This is a genomic window from Paenibacillus cymbidii (assembly GCF_004764705.1).
GTDB lineage: Bacteria > Bacillota > Bacilli > Paenibacillales > NBRC-103111 > Paenibacillus_AN > Paenibacillus_AN cymbidii.
In genome coordinates, this window is record NZ_SHLX01000021.1 from 104,524 (window position 1) to 123,923 (window position 19,400).

Here is a 19,400-nt window from a genome sequence, read left to right on the forward strand (position 1 = left end):
GCAATACTATGGCGAAACCTGCCCATCTCTTCTCCAAAAGTGACATCGCCGCCGCAGCCCATGCTATACTGGAGGACAGACGGCCACTTCCGGCAGCGGACGCCGGCCCCATACATCCCGCAGCATCGGAGGGTTTGAACCATGACGACGGCACACGGACCGCAGGACGATCCGGTTCAGGAAGAAATCGTCGTTTACCAGAATCCGCTCCTGTTTCTGAAAGTTTGGGAAGTCCGCTACCGCGCGACGGACGGCGGCGCCCGCGATTATTGGCCATGGCACTACCACAAGGAAGTCGAGTTTCTGGTTGTAACGGAAGGCCGCCTCGTCGTTCAAACGAAAGACGAACGCTTCGAGCTGCAGCCGGGCGATGTCGCCCTGTTCGGCTCGTCGCAGCTGCACCGGGTCCGCCACGCGGCGCCAGGCACGCTTGCCTTCCTCGTGCTGCAGATCGACCTGCTGCAGCATTTCGACCCGGGCTCGCTGCCGTACTTGCACGGCTTCGCCGAGCCGACAAGGCCGCTGGCCGAGCTGAACTACATCTGGCGCGAGCAGCCGGATGTGCGCCGGGAAGCCGCGGCGCTGATCGCGGAGCTGTACCGCGAGTCGCAAGACCGGCAGCGCGGCTACGAACTGGCCGTCGCCGCGGCGGTCAAGCGGCTGCTCTGGCTGCTCGTGCGCCACGACTCGCGCCGGCTGCTGCAAGCCGCCGAAGCCGATGACGTGCGCCGGCTGCGGCCCGCGCTCGACTACATCGAGACCCGGCTGCACGAACGCATCGCCGTCGACGACGTCTGCCGGCTGATGAATTTCAGCTACCACTATTTCATTCGTTTCTTCCGTGCCACGATGGGCATGTCCTTGCTCGAATTCGTCAACTACAACCGGATCAGGAAAGCCGAACGGCTGCTGCTCACCCGCGACCTCAGCATCGCCGAAGTTGCCGCGCAGGTCGGCATCCCGAGCATGGCGCAATTTTACAAGCTGTTCGGCCGGTTCAACGATTGTTCGCCCAAGGCGTTCAAGCAGCGCATGGGCGCCGGTGCCGGCACCGTCATCCGCTCCGGCTCGGGCGCCGACCAACCGTCCCGGCCGCATCCACCCGGCCCGAATCAGGAAGCGTAAAACCGGCTCTGCGCATGAACCAATCCGGCGTAGATGCCCTGTGCGGCAAGCAGTTCCCGGTGCGTGCCCCGCTCCTTCACCACCCCGTGATCGAGCACGACGATCATGTCCGCGGTGCGGATCGTGCTCAGCCGGTGCGCGACAATAAACGAGCTTCGGCCGGCGAGCAGCGTCTTCAGCGCTTCCTGGATGCGGCTTTCCGTTTCCGTATCGATGCTCGCCGTAGCTTCGTCAAGAATGAGCACGCGCGGATCCGCCAGCATCGTTCGCGCAAACGACAGCAGCTGCCGCTGTCCCATCGACAGCATCGAGCCGCGCTCCTCGACTTCCGTGTCGTAGCCGTACGGCAGCTTTGCGATGAAGTCGTGCGCCCGCACCGCTTTGGCCGCAGCTATCGCTTCATCCCGGGTCGCGTCCAGACGGCCGTAACGAATATTGTCGAGAATCGTGCCGGAGAAAATGAACGTGTCCTGCATCACGATGCCGATTTGCGAACGCAGGCTGTGCAGCTTCACATCGCGCACATCGTGGCCGTCGATCGTCACCCGGCCGGACGTCGCGTCATAGAAGCGGCATAACAAGTTGACGATCGTGCTTTTGCCCGAGCCGGTGTGCCCGACGAACGCAATCGACTGCCCCGGCTTCGCCTCCAGACTGACCTCCGTGAGCGCCTTGCGGCCCGCCTCGTATTCGAACCCGACGCGTTCGAACCGGATATCCCCCCGGATCGGCGGAAGGTTGATCGCATCCGGCTTCTCTTCAACGTGCGGCCGCTCGTCGAGAAACTCGAAGATGCGCTCCGACGACGCCATCGCCACAAGCAGCTGCGCATACATCGCGCCAAGCCGGTTGATCGGCTCCCAGAAGTTGCCGATATAGTTGGCGAAGGCGACCAGCAAGCCGATCGTCACCGCTCCGGTAGCGACAAGGTGCGAACCGTACCAGAACAAGATGAACGTGCCGACCGCCGCCGTCATTTCGATAATCGGCCCGAAGCTGACGTTGAGCGTCTGCGCCTTGTCCCACCTCGTTTTGTTGCTGGCGTTCATATCGGCAAAATACCGCATGTTGTTCTGCTCCTGAACGAACGCCTGCGTCACCCGAATGCCCTGGATCGATTCGTTCAGATGCGCATTGATCCGCGACTGCCGCGTGCGCACCTCCTGCCAGGCGATCCGGATGCGCCGCTGGAGCGAATGCGACACGACGAACATAAGCGGAACGGTAATCATGATGGCCAGCGCCAGCTTCGCGTTAAGGAACAGCAGGATCGCAACGATGCCGACAAGCTGCACGCAATCGATCATCAGATTGACGACGCCGTTCGTGAACAAATCCTGCAGCGCGTTGACGTCGTTCGTGACGCGGACGAGAATCGAGCCGGCGGGCCGCTTGTCGAAGAAGCGGAACGACAGCTGCTGGATATGGCGAAACAGGTGGAACCGCAAATCGTGAATGACCTGCTGCCCGATCACATTCGTATACCGCATGCGATAGCCGGTAGCGACCCACTGCACCGTATACATCGCCAACATCACGATGGCGTAAATCACGAGCAATCGCCCGCTTTTGCCCAGCAGCGCGCGGTCGATCGTCAGGCTGATGAGGAACGGAATGGCCAGCTTCGTCAGCGTGCCGAGCACCGTCATCACGATGATGACAGGCAGCAGCTGCTTCCGGTATGGCTTCATATAGGCGAACAGCCGGCGAAACTGCCGCCAGTTGAACGCTTTCTCCATCTCGTCGTCGTCCTGATAGACGAAACGATGCTTGCTCACGGTTCGCCCTCCTTCCCCTCGACCGTCGTTGCCGCGTCGTCAGCCGCTTCCATCTGCATGCGCCAGGCGTTCGCATACGGGCCATCCAACGCAAGCAGCGTTTGGTGCGTGCCGCGCTGTGCCACTTTGCCTTCGTGCAGCACGATAATTTCGTCCGCATGCCGCAAGGAGGAGATGCGGTGAGCGATGATGAACGTCGTGCAGCCAGCCACGCCGCGCAAGCCGCGCTGGATCTCCTGCTCCGTTTCGGTGTCGACCGCACTCGTCGCGTCGTCGAGCACAAGCAGCTTCGGTCGTTTGATCAGCGCCCGCGCAATGGCAATGCGCTGCTTCTGCCCGCCCGACAAGCCGAGCCCGCGTTCGCCGACCACCGTGTCGTACCCGAGCGGCATCGCCATAATAAAATCGTGCGCCTGCGCCAGCCTGGCGGCCGCGATAATTTGTTCGTCGTCGGCATCGGCGGCGCCGTAGGCAATGTTGTTGCGGATCGTCGACGAGAAAAGAAACGTCTCCTGGAACACAAACGCCATGTCGCTGCGCAAGTCCGCGGCGCGCCAATCCTCGACCGCAATGCCGTCGACCTTGATGCTGCCTTCCTTGACGCGATAGGCGCGCATCAGCAGCTGAATCATCGTCGTTTTGCCCGAGCCGGTGCCGCCGACGATGCCGACGATCGTGCCGGGAGGAGCGTTCAGGCTGACGTCCTCGAGCGCATGCCGGCTGCCGTCGTACGCAAACGTGACGCCTTCCATCACGATATGCCCTTTCATCGCGCCGCGCGGCACCTCCGCCGCGTCGCGTTTGTCCGCCGCTTGCGCGGGATGAAGCAAAATGTCAAGCAGACGTTCGGCCGAAGCTTTCGTCTGGGTGTAGACGTTGATGTGATGGCCCGTTGCCCATAACGGCGCGACCAAGTACCAGACAAGCCCGAAAAAAGCGATCAGCTCGCCGAGCGACAACCGGTCCTGCAGCACCAAATAACCGCCGGCGGCCGACAAAATGACGACACTCATATTGACCGTCCATTCCATCATCGGGATGTATCGGGCCAATATATTGGCGGTTTCGATATTGCGTTCCTTATACGATTCGCTGCGGTTGGCGAATTTCTCCACCTCGTGCGGCTCGCGGGCAAACGATTTGACCGTGCGCATGCCGGACACGTTCTCCTGCACCGTTGTCGTCATCTCGCTGACCGCCGTGCGGATATCCCGAAACGCCGGCTGAATGAAGCGGTTGAGCCGCACCGCAATGACGCCGAGCAGCGGCATCGTCGCCAGCAGCAGCAGCGTCAGCTGCCACGAAAGGGCGAACATGACGGTCGTGCTGAACAGAATGCAGGCAAAAAAATTGATCACATGCGGCAATTCGATTCCCATAAAGTGGCGAACGGTCTCCAAATCGCCGGTCACGCGCGACATCACGTCGCCGGTTCTCGCTTTGTCGTAATAGGAGAACGACAATTCCTGCAGTTTCTTGTACATGCCTTCGCGCAAATTGTAAGCCAAGCGGTTGCCGGCGCGCGTGCCGTAATGGCCAAAAGCGAAATAACTTGCCGCCTTGACCGCCGTCACCGCAATCATGATGAACGAAAGCGCCGGCACTTGTCCGAACTGCTTGCGCATGATGACATCGTCGATCAGATAGCGCAGCAGCATCGGGTACACAATGCCAAGCCCCGTGCTGAACAGCAAACAGCCGATCGCCAGGGCCAGCATGCTGCGCTCGCGCTTGTAATAAGCCGAGAGCGCAATAAAGACGTTCATACAACCTTCTCCTTCTGCCGTCTTCCGTCGCCGTGTTGGGGTTCCTCCATTCCTACATAGCCAGTATATAGTCGCGCCTTGCCGTGCTACATGATATATATTGCGGGCGATTGATACATTTTGCTGCTATCGAATCAACCGAATGTAATCCGTGGGGGACAAGCCGAAGTGTTTTTTGAAGGTGCGGGAAAAGTGTGCGTATTCCTCGTAACCGACCTGCGAGCAAATCGTTTGCAGCTTGGCGTCGGGAGCGCCCATCAGTTGCTTCGCTTTGTTCAACCGGTATTCGGTCAAATAGCGGATAAAATTGCGATCGGTTTCCGCCTTGAACGTGCGGCTCAAATAGAAAACCGAAATGCCGAGGTCGTCCGCCACATGCTGCAATTGCAGGTCCATCCGGAAATAGTTGCGCTCGATGTAATCGATCGCCCGTTCGGCGATCAGCCGCGCCGCCCAGTTCCGCCGGGTGCCCAGTTCTTCGACGATCGACAGCAAATAACGTTCCAGAATGTCGATGTTCCGTTCGCCGTCCTGCGTAAATTCCAGCCGCGCGCTCATGTCGATCCCGCTGAGCTCCCGTTTCTGCTGCCGCTCCGCCGCAAGCATGTCGACGAAGGTGGCGAACATGTCCTTCATCGATAGATGTGCGCCCATGTAGGTCGCGGCAAGCTCGAAAAACCGGCGAACATGCTGCTTCACCTTGGCAGCGTCCAGAGTGGCGATCGCTTCCATCGTTTGCTGCACGTGCTCTTTTTCGATCCGCAGCCACTGGAGCTGATCGTTCACCAGCCCGCTCGCCCGGTTGATCCGGTTGCGGACCCGGTGCAGCGTCTGGATCAGTTCGTCGGTATCGATCGGCTTCAGCAAATATTCGGAAACGCCAAGCCGCATCGCTTGTTTGGCATAAGCGAAATCGTCATATCCGGACAATATGACGATTTCGAAGGCAAGGCCTCTTGTATTCATTTCTTCGATGAAGCTCAAGCCGTCCATCACGGGCATGCGGATGTCGGTGATAACGATCTGGGGAGAAATTTGCTGCAGCAGCTGCAGCGCATCCGCCCCGTCCTTCGCTTCGCCGACAATGGCAAATTCGCGATCGGTGGCGGAATCGATAATTTTTTTCAAGCTTTGGCGAATAATTTTTTCGTCTTCCACGATCATGACCTGGATCATAGAATAGCCCCCCTGGTAATGTCGGCCGGTCCCCCTATTATGGAAGCGCGATGCCCGCTTTGTCCAGCAGGTCTTGCCAGGTAAGCATTTCCGGCCGCTTCGCGCCGCAGGAGAACGGATTGGTGACGGCGACAAGCCGCTCCTCCTCCGTATGGCGAATGTCGAAGCGCCGCCACACATAGTCGCGCTCCCTCCAGTCGAAGCGGAAGTCGAAGGTCTGCGTTTCCTCGCGAATGCGCCAGGCTTCGATTTCCGCGCCGTTCTCGACGACGCGCAGCGTGCATCCCGCCGCGCCAGTGACGGTCAGTTGGCAATGAACCGTACGATCCGCCGCCAAGTTCAGCGCTTCCGTCAAATCGTCGCCGAAGGTGAACGATTTGCCGCCAACGGTGCAGCTCACGGTCAACTCCGGTCCCCGCGAGATGTACACGCGGCCTTGGCGTACGGCGGCCAGGATCGCCTGCGCCGACAACCGTTCCGCATACACATGCGTGGTCGGATCGCCGATCGTTTGCGGCTTGTCGCTGAAGTCGGTCCGATCGGTCGGCAAATAATGCGTATCCGATCCGCCGATGCCGGTAATGCGATAGCCGTCGTTCCACAGCGCCGTCCACAGCCGGAGCGTCCGCTCCTGTACGGCGGCCCGGCTGAGAATGCACGGGTAATGAAACACTTCCAGCGCATCCAGCGCGGCAAGCGGCGTTTCCGGATAACGCCACGCGAACCGGCCGAGCATCGGATGATTGATCGAACACAGCGCGCCTTGCGCGGCCGCTTCGGCAAACAGGCGGTTCTGCCCTTCCTGCGTGCGCATGCCGCCGTCCGGCGCGTCGGTTCCCCAGCAATCGAGCGGCCGCTTCAGGCCGAGCGCGTTCCAGTCTCCCCTGCCGAACGAAGTGAGCTCCATGCCGGGAATGGCGAGCGGCTTGCCTGTCGGCCACGACGCGGGAAGCAAATTATGTTCGGTAGCGACAAAAAAATCGAGCCCCAGCCGCTCCGCAAGCTCCATCGTCGCTTCGGGCGTCATCTTGCCGTCGGAAAGCACCGTGTGACTGTGGAAGTCGCCGCGGTACCAGCGCTGCCCTTCCTCGCGGACCCGCTCCCATTCGTAAGCGCCGTCCGCCCAGCAATCCCGCTCGGGCAACGGTTCGATCGCCTCCGGCAGCTCGCCTTCTCCGCATTCCCATTCCAGCGTGAACAGGCCCTGCGGCTGCAGCCGCGGAAAGTCGAGCTTCCAGGCGCCTGCGGCAATTTCCCCCGGTATGGCCAAATAACTCGTATACGCCAGATCACTATGCAGCAGCGCTTCCCGCGGCGACTCGGCGTCCAGATGGACAAACCGCAGCCGGCCGGCGGGGTCCGTAACGCGAATGTCGATCCACGTGCGATCGGCTTCATAAGCGAAGCGCAGCCGCATCCAATCGCTTCGTTGGTCGACCCGGAACGAAACGGACGAATCGGCAGGCTGCAGACGAAATTCCTCTTTGCGCCGCACTCTTTTTCCCCCTATCGGCGTTGTTGGTTATACCGGCGACTTGGTTAGCGTCAATCCGCCATCCTGCCATACCGCCTGATACGGCACGCCGTCCAGCCGGAACGAGCAGCGCACGGCGTCGGCATCGGCCGTGACGGCAATTTCGCCCGTCTCGGGCAAGCTTGCGCCGGGGCGGCTCGGCACGATCAGCGTCGCGTAAGCGCGCCGCTCATGCTCGCGCGAATAGTCGCGCAGGCACATCCGGGTGGACGGCCGGGACTGGTCCAGATGGTCGGACACTTTGCCGGCCAGCAGCTCGCCGACCAAGTTGCCCGACGTATGGACGAGCACATTCGCTTGTCCCTCGTCGGTCGTAGATGCGCCCGTTCGCGAACGGTTCATTTCCACACGCAATGAATCGAAGTGGTAATACAGCTGCACGCTGTAAACCGGGTCGTCCGAAGCTACCGAATCTAGTACGAGCAGAAACCGTTGTTCGATCATCGCAAGCAGCCGCCGGTGAATGACCGGCTCGTAGTTCCGATGCATGCCCGCGACAGCCGTGAAGTCGTCCGCTTCGTACACCGCTTCGATGACGCCGGGCTTCTGCGGCCCGTAGCGCCACGACGAGATCAGATCGTAAGGCTCCCGATGGTTGATCGTGAGCGTATTGTGCCAGGTCGCCGATTTGAACAAGCGACGGTCCTCGTCTTCCCGGTAGCAGAACCGGCCCGGGTCGACAACAAGCGGACGGCCGTATGCCGTAAAGTCGAATCCGGTCGGGTCCTGGTGCGAATGCCCGCCCTCCACCGGCGTCCGGCAGGTGAAGAAGACGCTGAGCGCTTCGCGCTCCCACGACGTTCTCATCATGAATTGGTGCAATTCATACTGTCGGTTCGTCATGGGCAGATCGATGCCGCCGCCTTGCCCGTCCATCGCCTTCATCGCGGCAAGCAGCGGTTCGAGCTCGTCAATCTGCCACATCAGCCCGAAGTTGCCGCGCAGCGCGCCCCAAACCTGCTCCTTGCCCGCCAGCTTGGCGAACAGCTCGATCCACTCGAGCCGGCCGAATGCCGGATACGTGTCCAGCACGCCGTAAACCGCCGCCAGATTGGCGTCCGAGTCGCCCCAGGGAACAATCGTGCCCGTCGGGCGGAAGGCATGAATCGCATACTCGACAGCTGCGGCAACCCGCTTCGTATAATCGTCCGAAAAGGATAGACCGTGCCGGCCGGCAATCACGATCGGCAAGGAAAGCCAGCTTAAGCAGCCGCTGTGATAGGATGGGTTGCCTTCGATATGGCCGCCGCTGTTCGTCATCTGCGCCGCCGCGCAGCGCTCCAGCTCGTGCATCGCTTGTTTGATCCAGGCTTGCGAGCTGCGAAGCTCGGGGAACAGGAACGACAAGTAAAGCAGTCCTGTATTTTCCATAATATAGTGATTGCTTACCGCTTTGGGATGGAGAATCGGGCACGCTTTCGCCAGCAATTCGCCATGCTTGTAGATGCTGACCACGAGCTCGGCCAACGAATCCGGCGTCAAAAATTCGAACAAATGTTCGACTATCGTCGGCCAGCTCGCAAACATGCGAATGCCGCTGGACAACGCGTTCCACGGGTGGATGCCGCGATAAATCCGGAACACTTCCGCCTCGTCCTCGGGAACGCCGGGGTACGGACAGACGGCTATCCAGTGGAACGCTTCCTGAATAACTTTTTCCGCATAGCGCCGGTCCCCGGTCAGCAAATACGCCTTCGCCAGTGTATTCCAATGGCCCATCCGGTTGAGGCCTACCACATACTCCGCGTCAAAGAACGGGTCGGCGAACCAGTCGGGGGGATTGCCCACGAAATGGCGGTTCGGCGATCCCGGCAAATGCAGGTTGCCCTGCACGGCCTCATTCGCGGATTGCACCAATTGCTCCACTTCCTGCGGAAATTCGGCGCGAATATAGGCGGCTCGCTCCTCGTTGGTCCACCCGCGCTTGCGGTCGATATCGGCCAATCTGCGCTTTACCTGCTCATAAAACTGTTCCTTGGAAACCGGTGTCGTCAGCACATCCTGCAAGTTCATGCGGCCGTCTCCCTTTTCGATAGATAGTTATTCTTTCAACGATCCGAGCATCGCGCCCTTGACAAAATATTTCTGCAGGAACGGATACACGATCAAGATCGGCACCGTAACGAACAGCGTGATGCCCGCTTTTACCATCTCCGGCGTTTTGATCGCCATGTCGAAGCCGGCCCCGTTCAGGGCGGCATCGCTGTCGATGACCAAGCTGCGCAGCACGATTTGCAGCGGCATCATCTTGGCGTCGCGCAAGTAGATCAACGCCCCGAAGTAAGCATTCCACTGGCCCACGGCATGGAACAGGGCAATCGTCGCCAGAACCGGTTTGGACAAGGGGATGACGATGCGCCCCATAATCCCGTATTCCGAACACCCGTCCAGCTTGGCCGAATCGAACATTTCCGACGAGATGCCCTGGAAGAAAGATTTCATAATGACGATGTAGAAGGCGCCCGTCGCGCCGGGAATCATCAGCGCCCACAGCGTATTTTCCATGCCGAGCGCACGAACGGTCAAATAACCGGGAATGAGCGGGATCGAAAAAATGAACGTGGCAATAATCGCTTTCAGCAGCGCTTTGCGGCCCTTCATGTTGCTTCTCGACAGCGGATACGCGGTCATCGCGCTTAACACCAGCGTAATCAAGGTGCCGACCACCGTAATGTACACCGTGATGCCGAACGATCGCCACAACCGTTTGATTTGGAAAATCGTTTCGTAAACGTCGAGGTTGAAGCCGATCGGCCAAAAAATGACCCGTTCTTCGGCTACCGGCTTCGCGTCGCTGAGCGAAATCGCCAGGAGATGAATCATCGGCGCAATCATCGAGAAGCTGATCACAATCAGCACGGCGCTCAGCGCGATTTGGAACGGGCGGTCGTGTTTGAAATCCAGCATCGACTTCCTCTCCTTTTCTCTAGTAGATACTTTCTCCCGTTGTCCGTTTGCTGAGATTGTTCAGACCGAGGATGAGGACCAGACCGATGACCGATTTGAACAGGCCGATCGCCGTCGTATAGCTGAATTGCGCGCTCAGCAAGCCGACGCGGTACACATAGGTGTCGATCACTTCGCCTTTGTCGAAGTTGAGCGGGTTGAGGAACACGAGAATTTGCTCCACGTTGGCGTCCAGCACGTTGCCGATCCGCAGCAGGAACAGCACGACGATCGCCGGCATGATGGACGGCAGCGTAATCGACCACATTTGCCGCCAACGGCCCGCGCCGTCGACCATCGCGGCTTCGTACAGGTTCGGATTGATGCCGGCCAGCGCAGCCAAATAAATAATCATGCCCCAGCCGACTTCTTTCCATAAGCCCGAGGCGATAATAACGCTCTTGAAATACTTCGAGTCGGTCAAAAATTCGATTTCGGCGACGCCGAACCACCTGTCGAGCAGTTGGTTGAGAAACCCGCCCGATTGCAGCAAATTGATGAAGATCGAACCGACGATAATCCAGGAAAGGAAATGGGGCAAATACAGCAGCGTTTGCACCGACCGCTTCAGCCACATGACCCGCAGCTCGTTCAGCATCAGCGCAAGAATCAGCGGTCCCGGGAAACCGATCAGGATGGACAGGAAGCTGAGCACGACCGTATTGGACAAAATATGGTAAAACTCCTCGTAAGTGAACATTCGCGAGAAGTACTTGAAGCCTACCCAAGGACTGTCGATGATGCCCGCAAACACATTGTAATTTTTAAAAGCGATTACGTTGCCGAGCATCGGCACGTATTTGAACGTAATAAAATAGATCAATCCCGGCAATACGATGATCCAGAGCGCCAGGGAATCGCTTCTCAGCCATTTGTTCATCAAGCGCATGTTGGGATCCTCTCCGATCAGAACGGGCCGGCCCGTACCAGGGACCGACCCGTGACCTCACTTGTATAAGCGGCTTAATTGCCGTAGAACGATTTGTGCCAGTCGGTTGCGATTTTGATCATGCTGTCGCCGCCGCGTTTTTTCCATTCGGCAACGAAGCTGTCGAATGCCTGATCCACGCTTTCCTTGCCGGTAATCGCTTTGGCGAACATATCCGCAAACAACGTGCCGGTTGCCGCCGATGCGGCCAATTCCGGTTTCTCCTTGATGATATCGAAGGCAGGCAGATCGAGGCTTTCGTCCTTGCCCGCGCTCTTCGACGCCTTGGCGAAGCCGTCGGCGATGACCGATCCTACCGGCGAAAGCGCAAGCACTTCTTTATCCTCGTAGCCGACGCCGCGCGGATTGAGCAGCAAGGTGAAAATTTGGCTCTCGTTGCTTGGCAGCTTCGCATACGCTTTATCCAGGCCGTCGAACGACACTTTGCCGTCCGTTTTCTTGTAGTTGGTGCCTTCGATGCCGAAGTGGAAGAAATCCTGCAGCTGCTGGTTCGTATAGGCCATATCAAAATATTTCAAAATCATTTCCGGGTTTTTCACTTTGCTCGGAATGACGCTGACATAATAAATGCCCGACTTCTTGCCACGGAGGAAATCGCCGCCCGGCCCTTTCGGCGCCGCTGCCAGCCCGATCACGCTTGTATTGTTCTCGTCGCCGGCAACTTTTTTCGCCCAGCCCGAGTAGTTGGCCGCGTCATGCAGCCAAGCGCCGGCTTTGCCCGTGGAAATCATGTTGTCCCAGTCGGCGGCTTTGTTGGTGAACATGTTCTTGTTGACATAACCTTTGTCGTACATGTCTTTCCAGAACTTGACCGCATCCTTCATCCCGGGCGTAATCATCGACGGAACGAATTGACCGTCCTTCATCACCCACATCGTCGGATGGACGCCGAACGAACCGAAGAACAGCTCGCTGTAGCTCATTTGTTCGCGGTAAGCGAAGCCGACGGCATCCTTCTTGTTGTTCTTCACCCATTCGAAAAACTTGAGCCATTCGTCGTTGGTCGTCGGCTCGTTCATTCCCGCTTCCTTCATCCAATCCTTGCGGTAATAAATGAGCCGCGTATCCGGATTCGGCCACATGGACGGTATGCCGTAAATTTTGCCGTTTTTCGAAACGAGCGGGCTTTTCCAAACGGCATCCGGAATCGCTTTCTTCAAGTTGGGCGCATATTTGTCGAGCAGCGGGGTCAAGTCCGTAAAGGCGCCCTGGTCGACAGCCCCCGCGTTGACCGGAGCGCTGATGCCGTCGGTGCGGATGACATCGGGCAAATCGCCGGAAGCGAAACGAACCGCCAGTTGCTTGTTCGTCTCCTCGCCGCCCGGAAGGAACTCGTAGCTGAGCTCATACCCGGTTAACTTCTGCAGCTGCTTGACGTATACATTGTCCTTCGTTTGACTGACCGAATTGAAATCCGGCACGGTGGGGTTTACCAGCAGAAAGCTGATTTTTTTCGGCCCTTCCGGCGCCGCTGTTGGAGCTGCCGAAGATTTGGATGCACCCGGCGACGTCGACGAAGCCGCAGGCGTGTTGTCTTTCTTGCTGCTGCAAGCAGCCAGCAAACCGCCGAGCACCATGGTTGCAGCGAGCAAAGACACTGCGCTTTTCTTGGATCCGACCATTGTTTGCATGTCCCCCTTCTGATTGTAGATCGCCGTCAACGGTTGCGTCTGGCCTTCCGTCAACGGGGATATCATTAAGTATACGAATTCGGGGTACGCTCGAACATGATATATATTGCAGCGAAATGATACTTCTTGTCATGATCGCGCTTTCATTCCGCATGGAAAGGTGGCGCAAATTTCAAATCCGCCGGCTTCCGGCTCCACAATCCGCAGCCCGTACGGCTCCGCGAAAGTAAACCGAAGGCGGCGGTGCACGTTCCAGATGCCGATTCCTCTGGCCATCTTGCGCTCTTGTTTCGTATGCAACGACGCCGTTTCGAACCGTTCATTATATTGCCTGATTTTCTCCGGTTCCATTCCTTTTCCGTTGTCCTTGATGCGGACTTCGTAGCCGCCCTCCACCCGTGCGCCCTTGATGGCAATGATGACGGCGCCGTCCGCATTTTCCGAACCGTACAGAAAAGCATTTTCGACCAGCGGCTGCAAGGTGAGCCGCACGCATGCCACTTGCGCGATCGCCTCCTCGTCCACATCGAAATCCACCTGCAGCGTATCGCTGCGCTCCTGCAAAATATTGCAATACCAGCGAATGTGCTCGATCTCTTCGGCCAGCGAAACGATCGGCTGGTTGTTTACGCTGTACCGGAACATGCGAGCCAGGGAAACCGCCATGATGCTGATCGGCTTGAGGCCTTCCCTGACGGCGTAGGCGTTGATCGCCTCCAGCGTGTTGTTCAGAAAATGCGGGTTGATCTGCGACTGCATCGCTTGAATGGCGGTCTCCCGCTGCCGCACCTGCAGCTCGTTTTCTTTGGCATGGGATACCTTCAACTGCTGCAACAGCCCGCGAATTTCGACCATCATCCGGTTGAACCCGGCATACAGTCTGCCCAGCTCATCCTTGCTGCCGCTTGGAGCTTCCACATGCAGATCGCCTTCCTCCGCCTTGCGCATCAGCTTCTGCAGCAGAATGATTCTCCGGGTCAGCAGCAGGGCGTGCCCGCCGAGCAGAAACAACACGATTGCCGCCATGCCGGCGATGACGAGGAGCGTAAGATGCTGCATTTGCAGCAGCCGCCCGCTCAGCGACTGAATCGGCACTTCGTAGACGATCAGCCAGTTCGAATACGCCGATCGCTGCCGGATGAGAATGTTTTGGCTGTCTTTCTCCAGCGCAATCGTTTCGTCCCTGCCGTCCGGCAGCGGCTTGCGCAGCGAAACGTCCGCCTGGCTGCCGCGCAGCCCGCTGTCCGGATGATAGACGTAGTTGCCGTTCTGATCGATAATGCCGAGGATGCCGGATTCGGGCAGCAGCGCGTTGGCGCCGATCAGGTCGATGCGGGACAGGTCGAGATAAATCGCGATCAGGCTGTTGCCGTTATCGTGGACATAATTGCTGTAGTACCGGTAGTAAGCCAGCAGCGGTTTCCCTTTGGGCATCACAACGCCCCCGACGCCGTACGTGCGATCCTCGACGCGCAATTGCAGCGCCTTCCGGTACTCCTCCTCTGTCATGGCACTGTACAGGCTTGCCCCTCTGTCCGCCCGCAAACTCATGCCGATGTAATCGGCGCGCCTGAACAGCGAGCTGAGCGACAAATCTTTATCGATTTTATTGAAGAGATTGACATATTCAAATCCGTTGTTGTATTCGAGCTGCATGAATTGCTGAATCGAAGGCAGCAGCAGCAGCGGCGTCGTGTCGCGCTCCAATTCGCGAAAGTAGGCGTCGATGACGTCGCTCGTTTGTTTGACCAGCAGCTTGCCGTAATCGGTGGCGGTTTGCTCGATCGTTCGGGACGTGCTCTGCTTCCATAAGTACAACACGATGAAAAAGGGCAGGCAAAGAAAGACGATGACGATGACCATCAACTTGAATCGCAAGGACATTACAGCGCCTCCCTTCGCCGGACTACTCGCTCTCCGCCGCAATCAGCGGCAGCCGGATCCGGATTTCGCACCCTCCGCCCGTTTGCTCCGCCAATTGCAGACCGTAAGGCATCCCGAACGTAAGCCGAATTCGCCGGTGTACATTCCACATGCCGCCGTACAGCTGCAAATTGGTTTCGTCCCATTCCGTCTGCGGCAAAGCAAACGCGCGGTTGTACTCGCGGATGGCCGCAAGCGGCATTCCGACTCCGTTATCGGCGATCGTCAGCTCATAGGCGTCGCCTTGTTTCGCCCCGCGAATCGCAAGGCAATCCGGCGGCAAGCCGGCCGCTTCGTAACCGTGCATGCAGGCATTTTCAATCAAAGGCTGCAGCGCCAGCCGCACGCAAGCGACATGCCGCAGATGCTCTTCTTCCAATTCGAACTCGACTTGCAAGGACTCGTTTCGTTCATGCAAAATATGGAAATAATTTCTAATATGATCCATTTCCTGCTGCAGATTGACGAGCGGCTCGTCGTTGTTCACACTGTAGCGGAACAGCCGCGAGAGCGAAACCGCCAGCGTGCTGATCGGCTTGATGTCTTCAAGAATCGCATGGGAGTTGATGACCTCCAGCGTATTGTAAAGAAAATGCGGATTGATCTGCGTCTGCATCACTTCGATCATCATTTCTTCCTGCCGTTTGCGCAGCTCCCGTTCCTTGGCGTTCGCGTCGTTTCGCTCGTCGATCAGCCGGCGTATTTGCACCAGCATGCGATTGAAGCTGCGGTAAAGCCCGCCGAGCTCGTCGCGGCTGATTTCCGGGGCTTTTACATTCAGATTGCCGCCTTCCGCCTGACGCATTATCTTCTGCAGCAGCGCGATGCGGCGGGACAAATAATAGGCGAATCCGCCGAGGATCAGCAGCACAAGCGCAATCAATCCGATGACGATCGATGTCGTAATGTACTGCATTTGCTGCAAGGGCCCGCTCAGCGCCCGGAACGGCACCTCGTAGACGAACGTCCAGCCCGTGTACTCCGATTGCTGGCGGATCAGCAGCTTTTTGTTGCGGGAGGAGCCTTCGACCGACTCGTTCCTGCCGTCGTGCAGCTTGTCCAGCAAGGAGCGATCGGCCTTCGTCCCCAGCAGCGATTTATCGGGGTGGTACACGTAGTTGCCGTCCCTGCCGACGATCGACAGAAAGCCGGCATCGCGCAACAGCATATTCTGGCTGGCCATCTCCAGGAACGATAAATTCAGGTAAATAATAATCATGCTGTTGATGTCGCGGTATACATAATCGCTATAGTAGCGATAATAGGACAGCACGGGACCGTAGGCGGTCATCGCGATGCCGCCAATCCCGTAGGTACGGTTGTTCGTCCGGTTGTTGATCGCGTTCGCGTACTCGTTATTGTCCAGGCTGATGAATAAATTCGTCGAGTAGACCAGCTTTTTCCCCGAGATGAGATCGATGCGGTTGATGTCCACGCTGCGGTTGTAAATCGCGCTTTGCGTCATTTCGCTGGCGATGCTGTTGACGGTCTCGTAGTACTTGTAATCGTTTGCGGTAGTTAACGCCATGAATTCCTGGATCGAAGGCATGACGAGCAGCTGCGACGTATCTTTCTCCAGGCCGCGAAAGAACGTATCGACGTAGTCGACCGTCTGCTTCATCAGCGCGTTCCCGTAATCGGATGCGGTGCGCTCGATCGTCGCGGACGAATTCCGCAGCCAGATGAACAGGATGAGCAGAAACGGCAGGCACAGAAACAGGATCATAATCAGCAGCAGCTTGGATCGCAGCGACATCCTCGAAACCTCGCTTTGCACGGCGTGTCTGGGCCGCCATTCGATAAAAGGGCGCCAACGCTTTAGAAGTACCATACCATATTCGTTCGTTTTTCGCAGCAGGAAAGCGGCGGGAGGGTGGTGTGAAGCGGAGCGGGGCATGATGACAGCTTAAGTGATTGATGTCTCACATAACTCACCTACTCCAACATCCGAATGGCTTATTTATTATGATCTTTCGAATATAATCGCTGGGTTGGGGACGGAGGTGGGTCAATATGTATGATTTTTCGACTATAATCGCTGGATTGGGGGCGGGTGCGATTCATTATGTATGATTTTTCGAATATAATCGCTGGAATGGATGCGGAGGTGGCTCATTATGTATGATTTTTCGAATATAATCGCTGGAATGGGGGCGGGTGCGACTCATTATGTATGATTTTTCGAATACATGCGACACTCTCTCTGTAGCATGATTGCGAGTGCCATGGGCAGGCATGAGTTTGGCGGCAACGGACGAGCACGGGGCGACACAGTCGAGGCGGCTTCGGAGGAGAAAAGCAAATTTGTTTTTGCAAGCGGTGCAGGGACGCTAGGATAGAAGTTGGTGTTGGCGAAGTGAGCGAGAGTGAGTGTAAGTGAATGTGGCGAGTGTGAGTGAGTCAGCGATTATGAGTGAGTATGAATGGGTACGAGTGAGTATGAGTGAGATCTAGCAAGGTAGCGACCATGCAGCAGCTTAAGTTTAAAATTGCATTTAATCGCCGTCAAAATCGCCGATTAGGCGTTGAGATCCCGCTCACTCTCGTACTCAGCACCCACTCTTCTGCTCCGAACGCGTCCCGCCGCCCGGCCAATGTTGCTTCCCTTAACCTTATTTACGCCGCCCGCCAAATAAGGCTGATTCCGGCCTTACAGCCTCACTTTGGCACGCGCCGGGCGAAGTAAGGCTGATTTCGGCCTTACAGCCCCACTTTGGCGCGCGCCGGGCGAAGTAAGGCCGATTCCGGCCTTACAGCCCCACTTTAACACGCGCCGGGCGAAGTAAGGCCGATTCCGGCCTTACTTCCGCACTTCGACGCGCGGCCAAAGCGTGGACGTGCCGCTACCTCCCTCCGGCGGCGCCTACTCCCGGCGGCGCACCGCCAGCTCGATGCAAACGAGCCGCAACGGCTGCTCTCCCCCGTTCTCGACCACCACTTCGTTCCATCCGTCCCGAACGAGCGATACGGGGAACGTGTAATTGAAGCCGGCATGCGCCGGAACATGATGCGTCAGCGGGCCGCACGGGAACAACAGCCGCTCGGTGCGCTCGTTCTCCAGCTTCGGCCAGCAGCCGTTGAACATGACGGGAACGAAGCGGCATTCTTCATCCGCCTGGACGACGAGCTGCACGACAAGCTCCAGCCCCGCTTCGGCCGGTTCGGCGCACATCGGCATCCGGAACGCCTGCCGCCAGCCCGGTTCGAGAATCGCCGGCACTTGCGGCGGCGTTTCGAAGGGAATATGCGACAGCAGACCGCTCTGGTTGCCGAATACGTAATGCTTCGGTTCGCCTCGCAGCGGCTGCAGCGGCTCAATATTTCGCAAGTTGGGGTAGTGGGAAGTAAGCCCCGGGATACGCGGCTGGTCCGTGCAATAGAAGTTGAACCAGTAGATGCCTTCCGCGCCAAGAACAAGCTTGCCGGCCGCATTCGCGGCAAGGATCGGACGGCTGGCCGAAATATAGCGAATCTCCATCGTACGATCCAACTCCGGTGCATACGTCGGCAGCGCGTTCGCGCCGTCTTCGATCACGCCGTAAATCGTCACGCCGTTGCCAAGCTCCGCCTTCAGGTCGTCATGCGGCATATCCCACGACGTACGCCAGAAGAAGGAAGGCGCCAGGAAGTCGACAATGCCTTCCCGCACCAGCGTGCGCACATCGATGCCGATGCTGAGCAGCGTGTTCAGGTTGTACGGGATGCGCATGCCGAGCGGGAACGGCTTGCCGGTCGCCTCCTCGCGCCGACGGGTCAGCTCGCGAATGCCGCGGAACCAATCGGTCATCATGGCGACCGTCTCCGCGGACGCGTTCGGCTCGCAGCAGAGCGGGTTGCGCAGCCAGTCGAGCTCCAGCCCCTCGAAGTCGTAATCTTCCACCACCTCGCGAATTTGCGCAAACATCAGATCGCGCACTTCCGGACATTCGTAATTCAACCCCCGGCGATAGTCCGGATTGCGCATCGTCGGCGAATAGGCGCTATTTTTCAGGCGGAAGCGTTCTTCCTTGAACAGCGGCAGGTTGAAGAAGCTGCCCTCGGGGTTGTTGAAGCCGTGCATGTCGTTCATGCGAATCGATACCCACGGCGAAATGCCGCGCCGGCGGCACGCCTGGTGCGTTTCCGCCAGCCAGTCGACGCCTGCATCCAGCAGGTCCTGATACAGGTTCATAAACGCAATCATCCGGTCGACGAACGCTTCCGTTTCCTGCGGATCGGTGATGCCCTGGCACACCGCATGGCCGCGGAAGTAGTCGCGGTCGCCGCGCACGTAACCGTCGAGGATGCCGGGAATCACTTTGCTCGGGTACCACGCCCGCTGCGCATTCGCGTTGATGAGGAACGTGTCGATGCCGTTGTCGGCCAGCGTATCGACATAGCGGTGCACCGCCTTGGCGGTGTAGGGGCCGCCTTCCGGCTGCCATTTCTCGGGATTGTAAAAGTACACGCAAGTATCCGCATTGTACAAATTGCGGTGCCGATCCGCCAGTCCCTGACGGCGTGTGCCTGCAGGTTCAAGATGCTGCCCGTTTTTTGCGGTCATCTGATGTTCGCCTCCGTTATGATCGTTTG

Annotated in this window: 12 protein-coding genes; 1 reads left to right on the forward strand and 11 read right to left on the reverse strand. The window is 58.1% G+C overall.

The genetic code is table 11. The features are described 5' to 3' along the window. Nucleotides 1-141 precede the first annotated feature (141 nt). Entirely contained in the window at nt 142-1,125 is a 984-nt protein-coding gene (locus tag EXY20_RS25490) for a helix-turn-helix domain-containing protein (protein ID WP_135554947.1), read from the forward strand. On the opposite strand, the gene EXY20_RS25495 is transcribed toward EXY20_RS25490, so the two are convergent. The 11 genes from EXY20_RS25495 to EXY20_RS25540 form a co-directional block, all read right to left on the reverse strand. Continuing rightward, a complete protein-coding gene (locus EXY20_RS25495; protein ID WP_135554984.1) occupies nt 1,113-2,864 on the reverse strand; it encodes an ABC transporter ATP-binding protein in 1,752 nt (583 codons plus the stop codon). The two genes, EXY20_RS25490 and EXY20_RS25495, sit on opposite strands and share 13 nt — an antisense overlap. 35 nt (nt 2,865-2,899) lie before the next feature. Beyond that, nucleotides 2,900-4,669, reverse strand: coding sequence for an ABC transporter ATP-binding protein (locus EXY20_RS25500; protein WP_135554948.1), 1,770 nt, complete (start codon nt 4,667-4,669; stop codon nt 2,900-2,902). Between the two features lie 126 nt (nt 4,670-4,795). Continuing rightward, complete coding sequence (locus EXY20_RS25505) at nt 4,796-5,845, reverse strand: response regulator transcription factor (protein ID WP_167859519.1); 1,050 nt, start codon at nt 5,843-5,845, stop codon at nt 4,796-4,798. Nucleotides 5,846-5,882: 37 nt separating this feature from the next. Further along, nucleotides 5,883-7,340, reverse strand: a complete 1,458-nt coding sequence (locus EXY20_RS39180; protein ID WP_167859520.1) for a CehA/McbA family metallohydrolase — start codon at nt 7,338-7,340, stop codon at nt 5,883-5,885. 27 nt (nt 7,341-7,367) lie between these two features. Continuing rightward, nucleotides 7,368-9,392, reverse strand: coding sequence for an alginate lyase family protein (locus EXY20_RS25510; RefSeq protein ID WP_135554950.1), 2,025 nt, complete (start codon nt 9,390-9,392; stop codon nt 7,368-7,370). Nucleotides 9,393-9,419: 27 nt separating this feature from the next. Then, nucleotides 9,420-10,286: a carbohydrate ABC transporter permease gene (locus EXY20_RS25515; protein ID WP_135554951.1), complete on the reverse strand. Its 867-nt coding sequence runs from the start codon at nt 10,284-10,286 to the stop codon at nt 9,420-9,422. A 19-nt stretch (nt 10,287-10,305) separates the two neighbouring features. Further along, nucleotides 10,306-11,214, reverse strand: a complete 909-nt coding sequence (locus EXY20_RS25520; protein WP_235886195.1) for an ABC transporter permease — start codon at nt 11,212-11,214, stop codon at nt 10,306-10,308. A gap of 74 nt (nt 11,215-11,288) precedes the next feature. Next, the gene (locus EXY20_RS25525; RefSeq protein ID WP_167859521.1) at nt 11,289-12,896 is read right to left on the reverse strand and encodes an extracellular solute-binding protein; all 1,608 of its coding nucleotides are present in this window, start codon (nt 12,894-12,896) and stop codon (nt 11,289-11,291) included. A 138-nt stretch (nt 12,897-13,034) separates the two neighbouring features. Further along, nucleotides 13,035-14,789, reverse strand: coding sequence for a sensor histidine kinase (locus tag EXY20_RS25530; RefSeq protein ID WP_135554953.1), 1,755 nt, complete (start codon nt 14,787-14,789; stop codon nt 13,035-13,037). A gap of 22 nt (nt 14,790-14,811) precedes the next feature. Continuing rightward, nucleotides 14,812-16,584 (reverse strand): sensor histidine kinase, encoded by a 1,773-nt coding sequence (locus EXY20_RS25535; protein WP_167859522.1) that lies wholly within the window; start codon nt 16,582-16,584, stop codon nt 14,812-14,814. A gap of 1,107 nt (nt 16,585-17,691) precedes the next feature. Then, entirely contained in the window at nt 17,692-19,371 is a 1,680-nt protein-coding gene (locus EXY20_RS25540) for a hypothetical protein (protein WP_135554955.1), read from the reverse strand. Nucleotides 19,372-19,400: the final 29 nt, after the last annotated feature.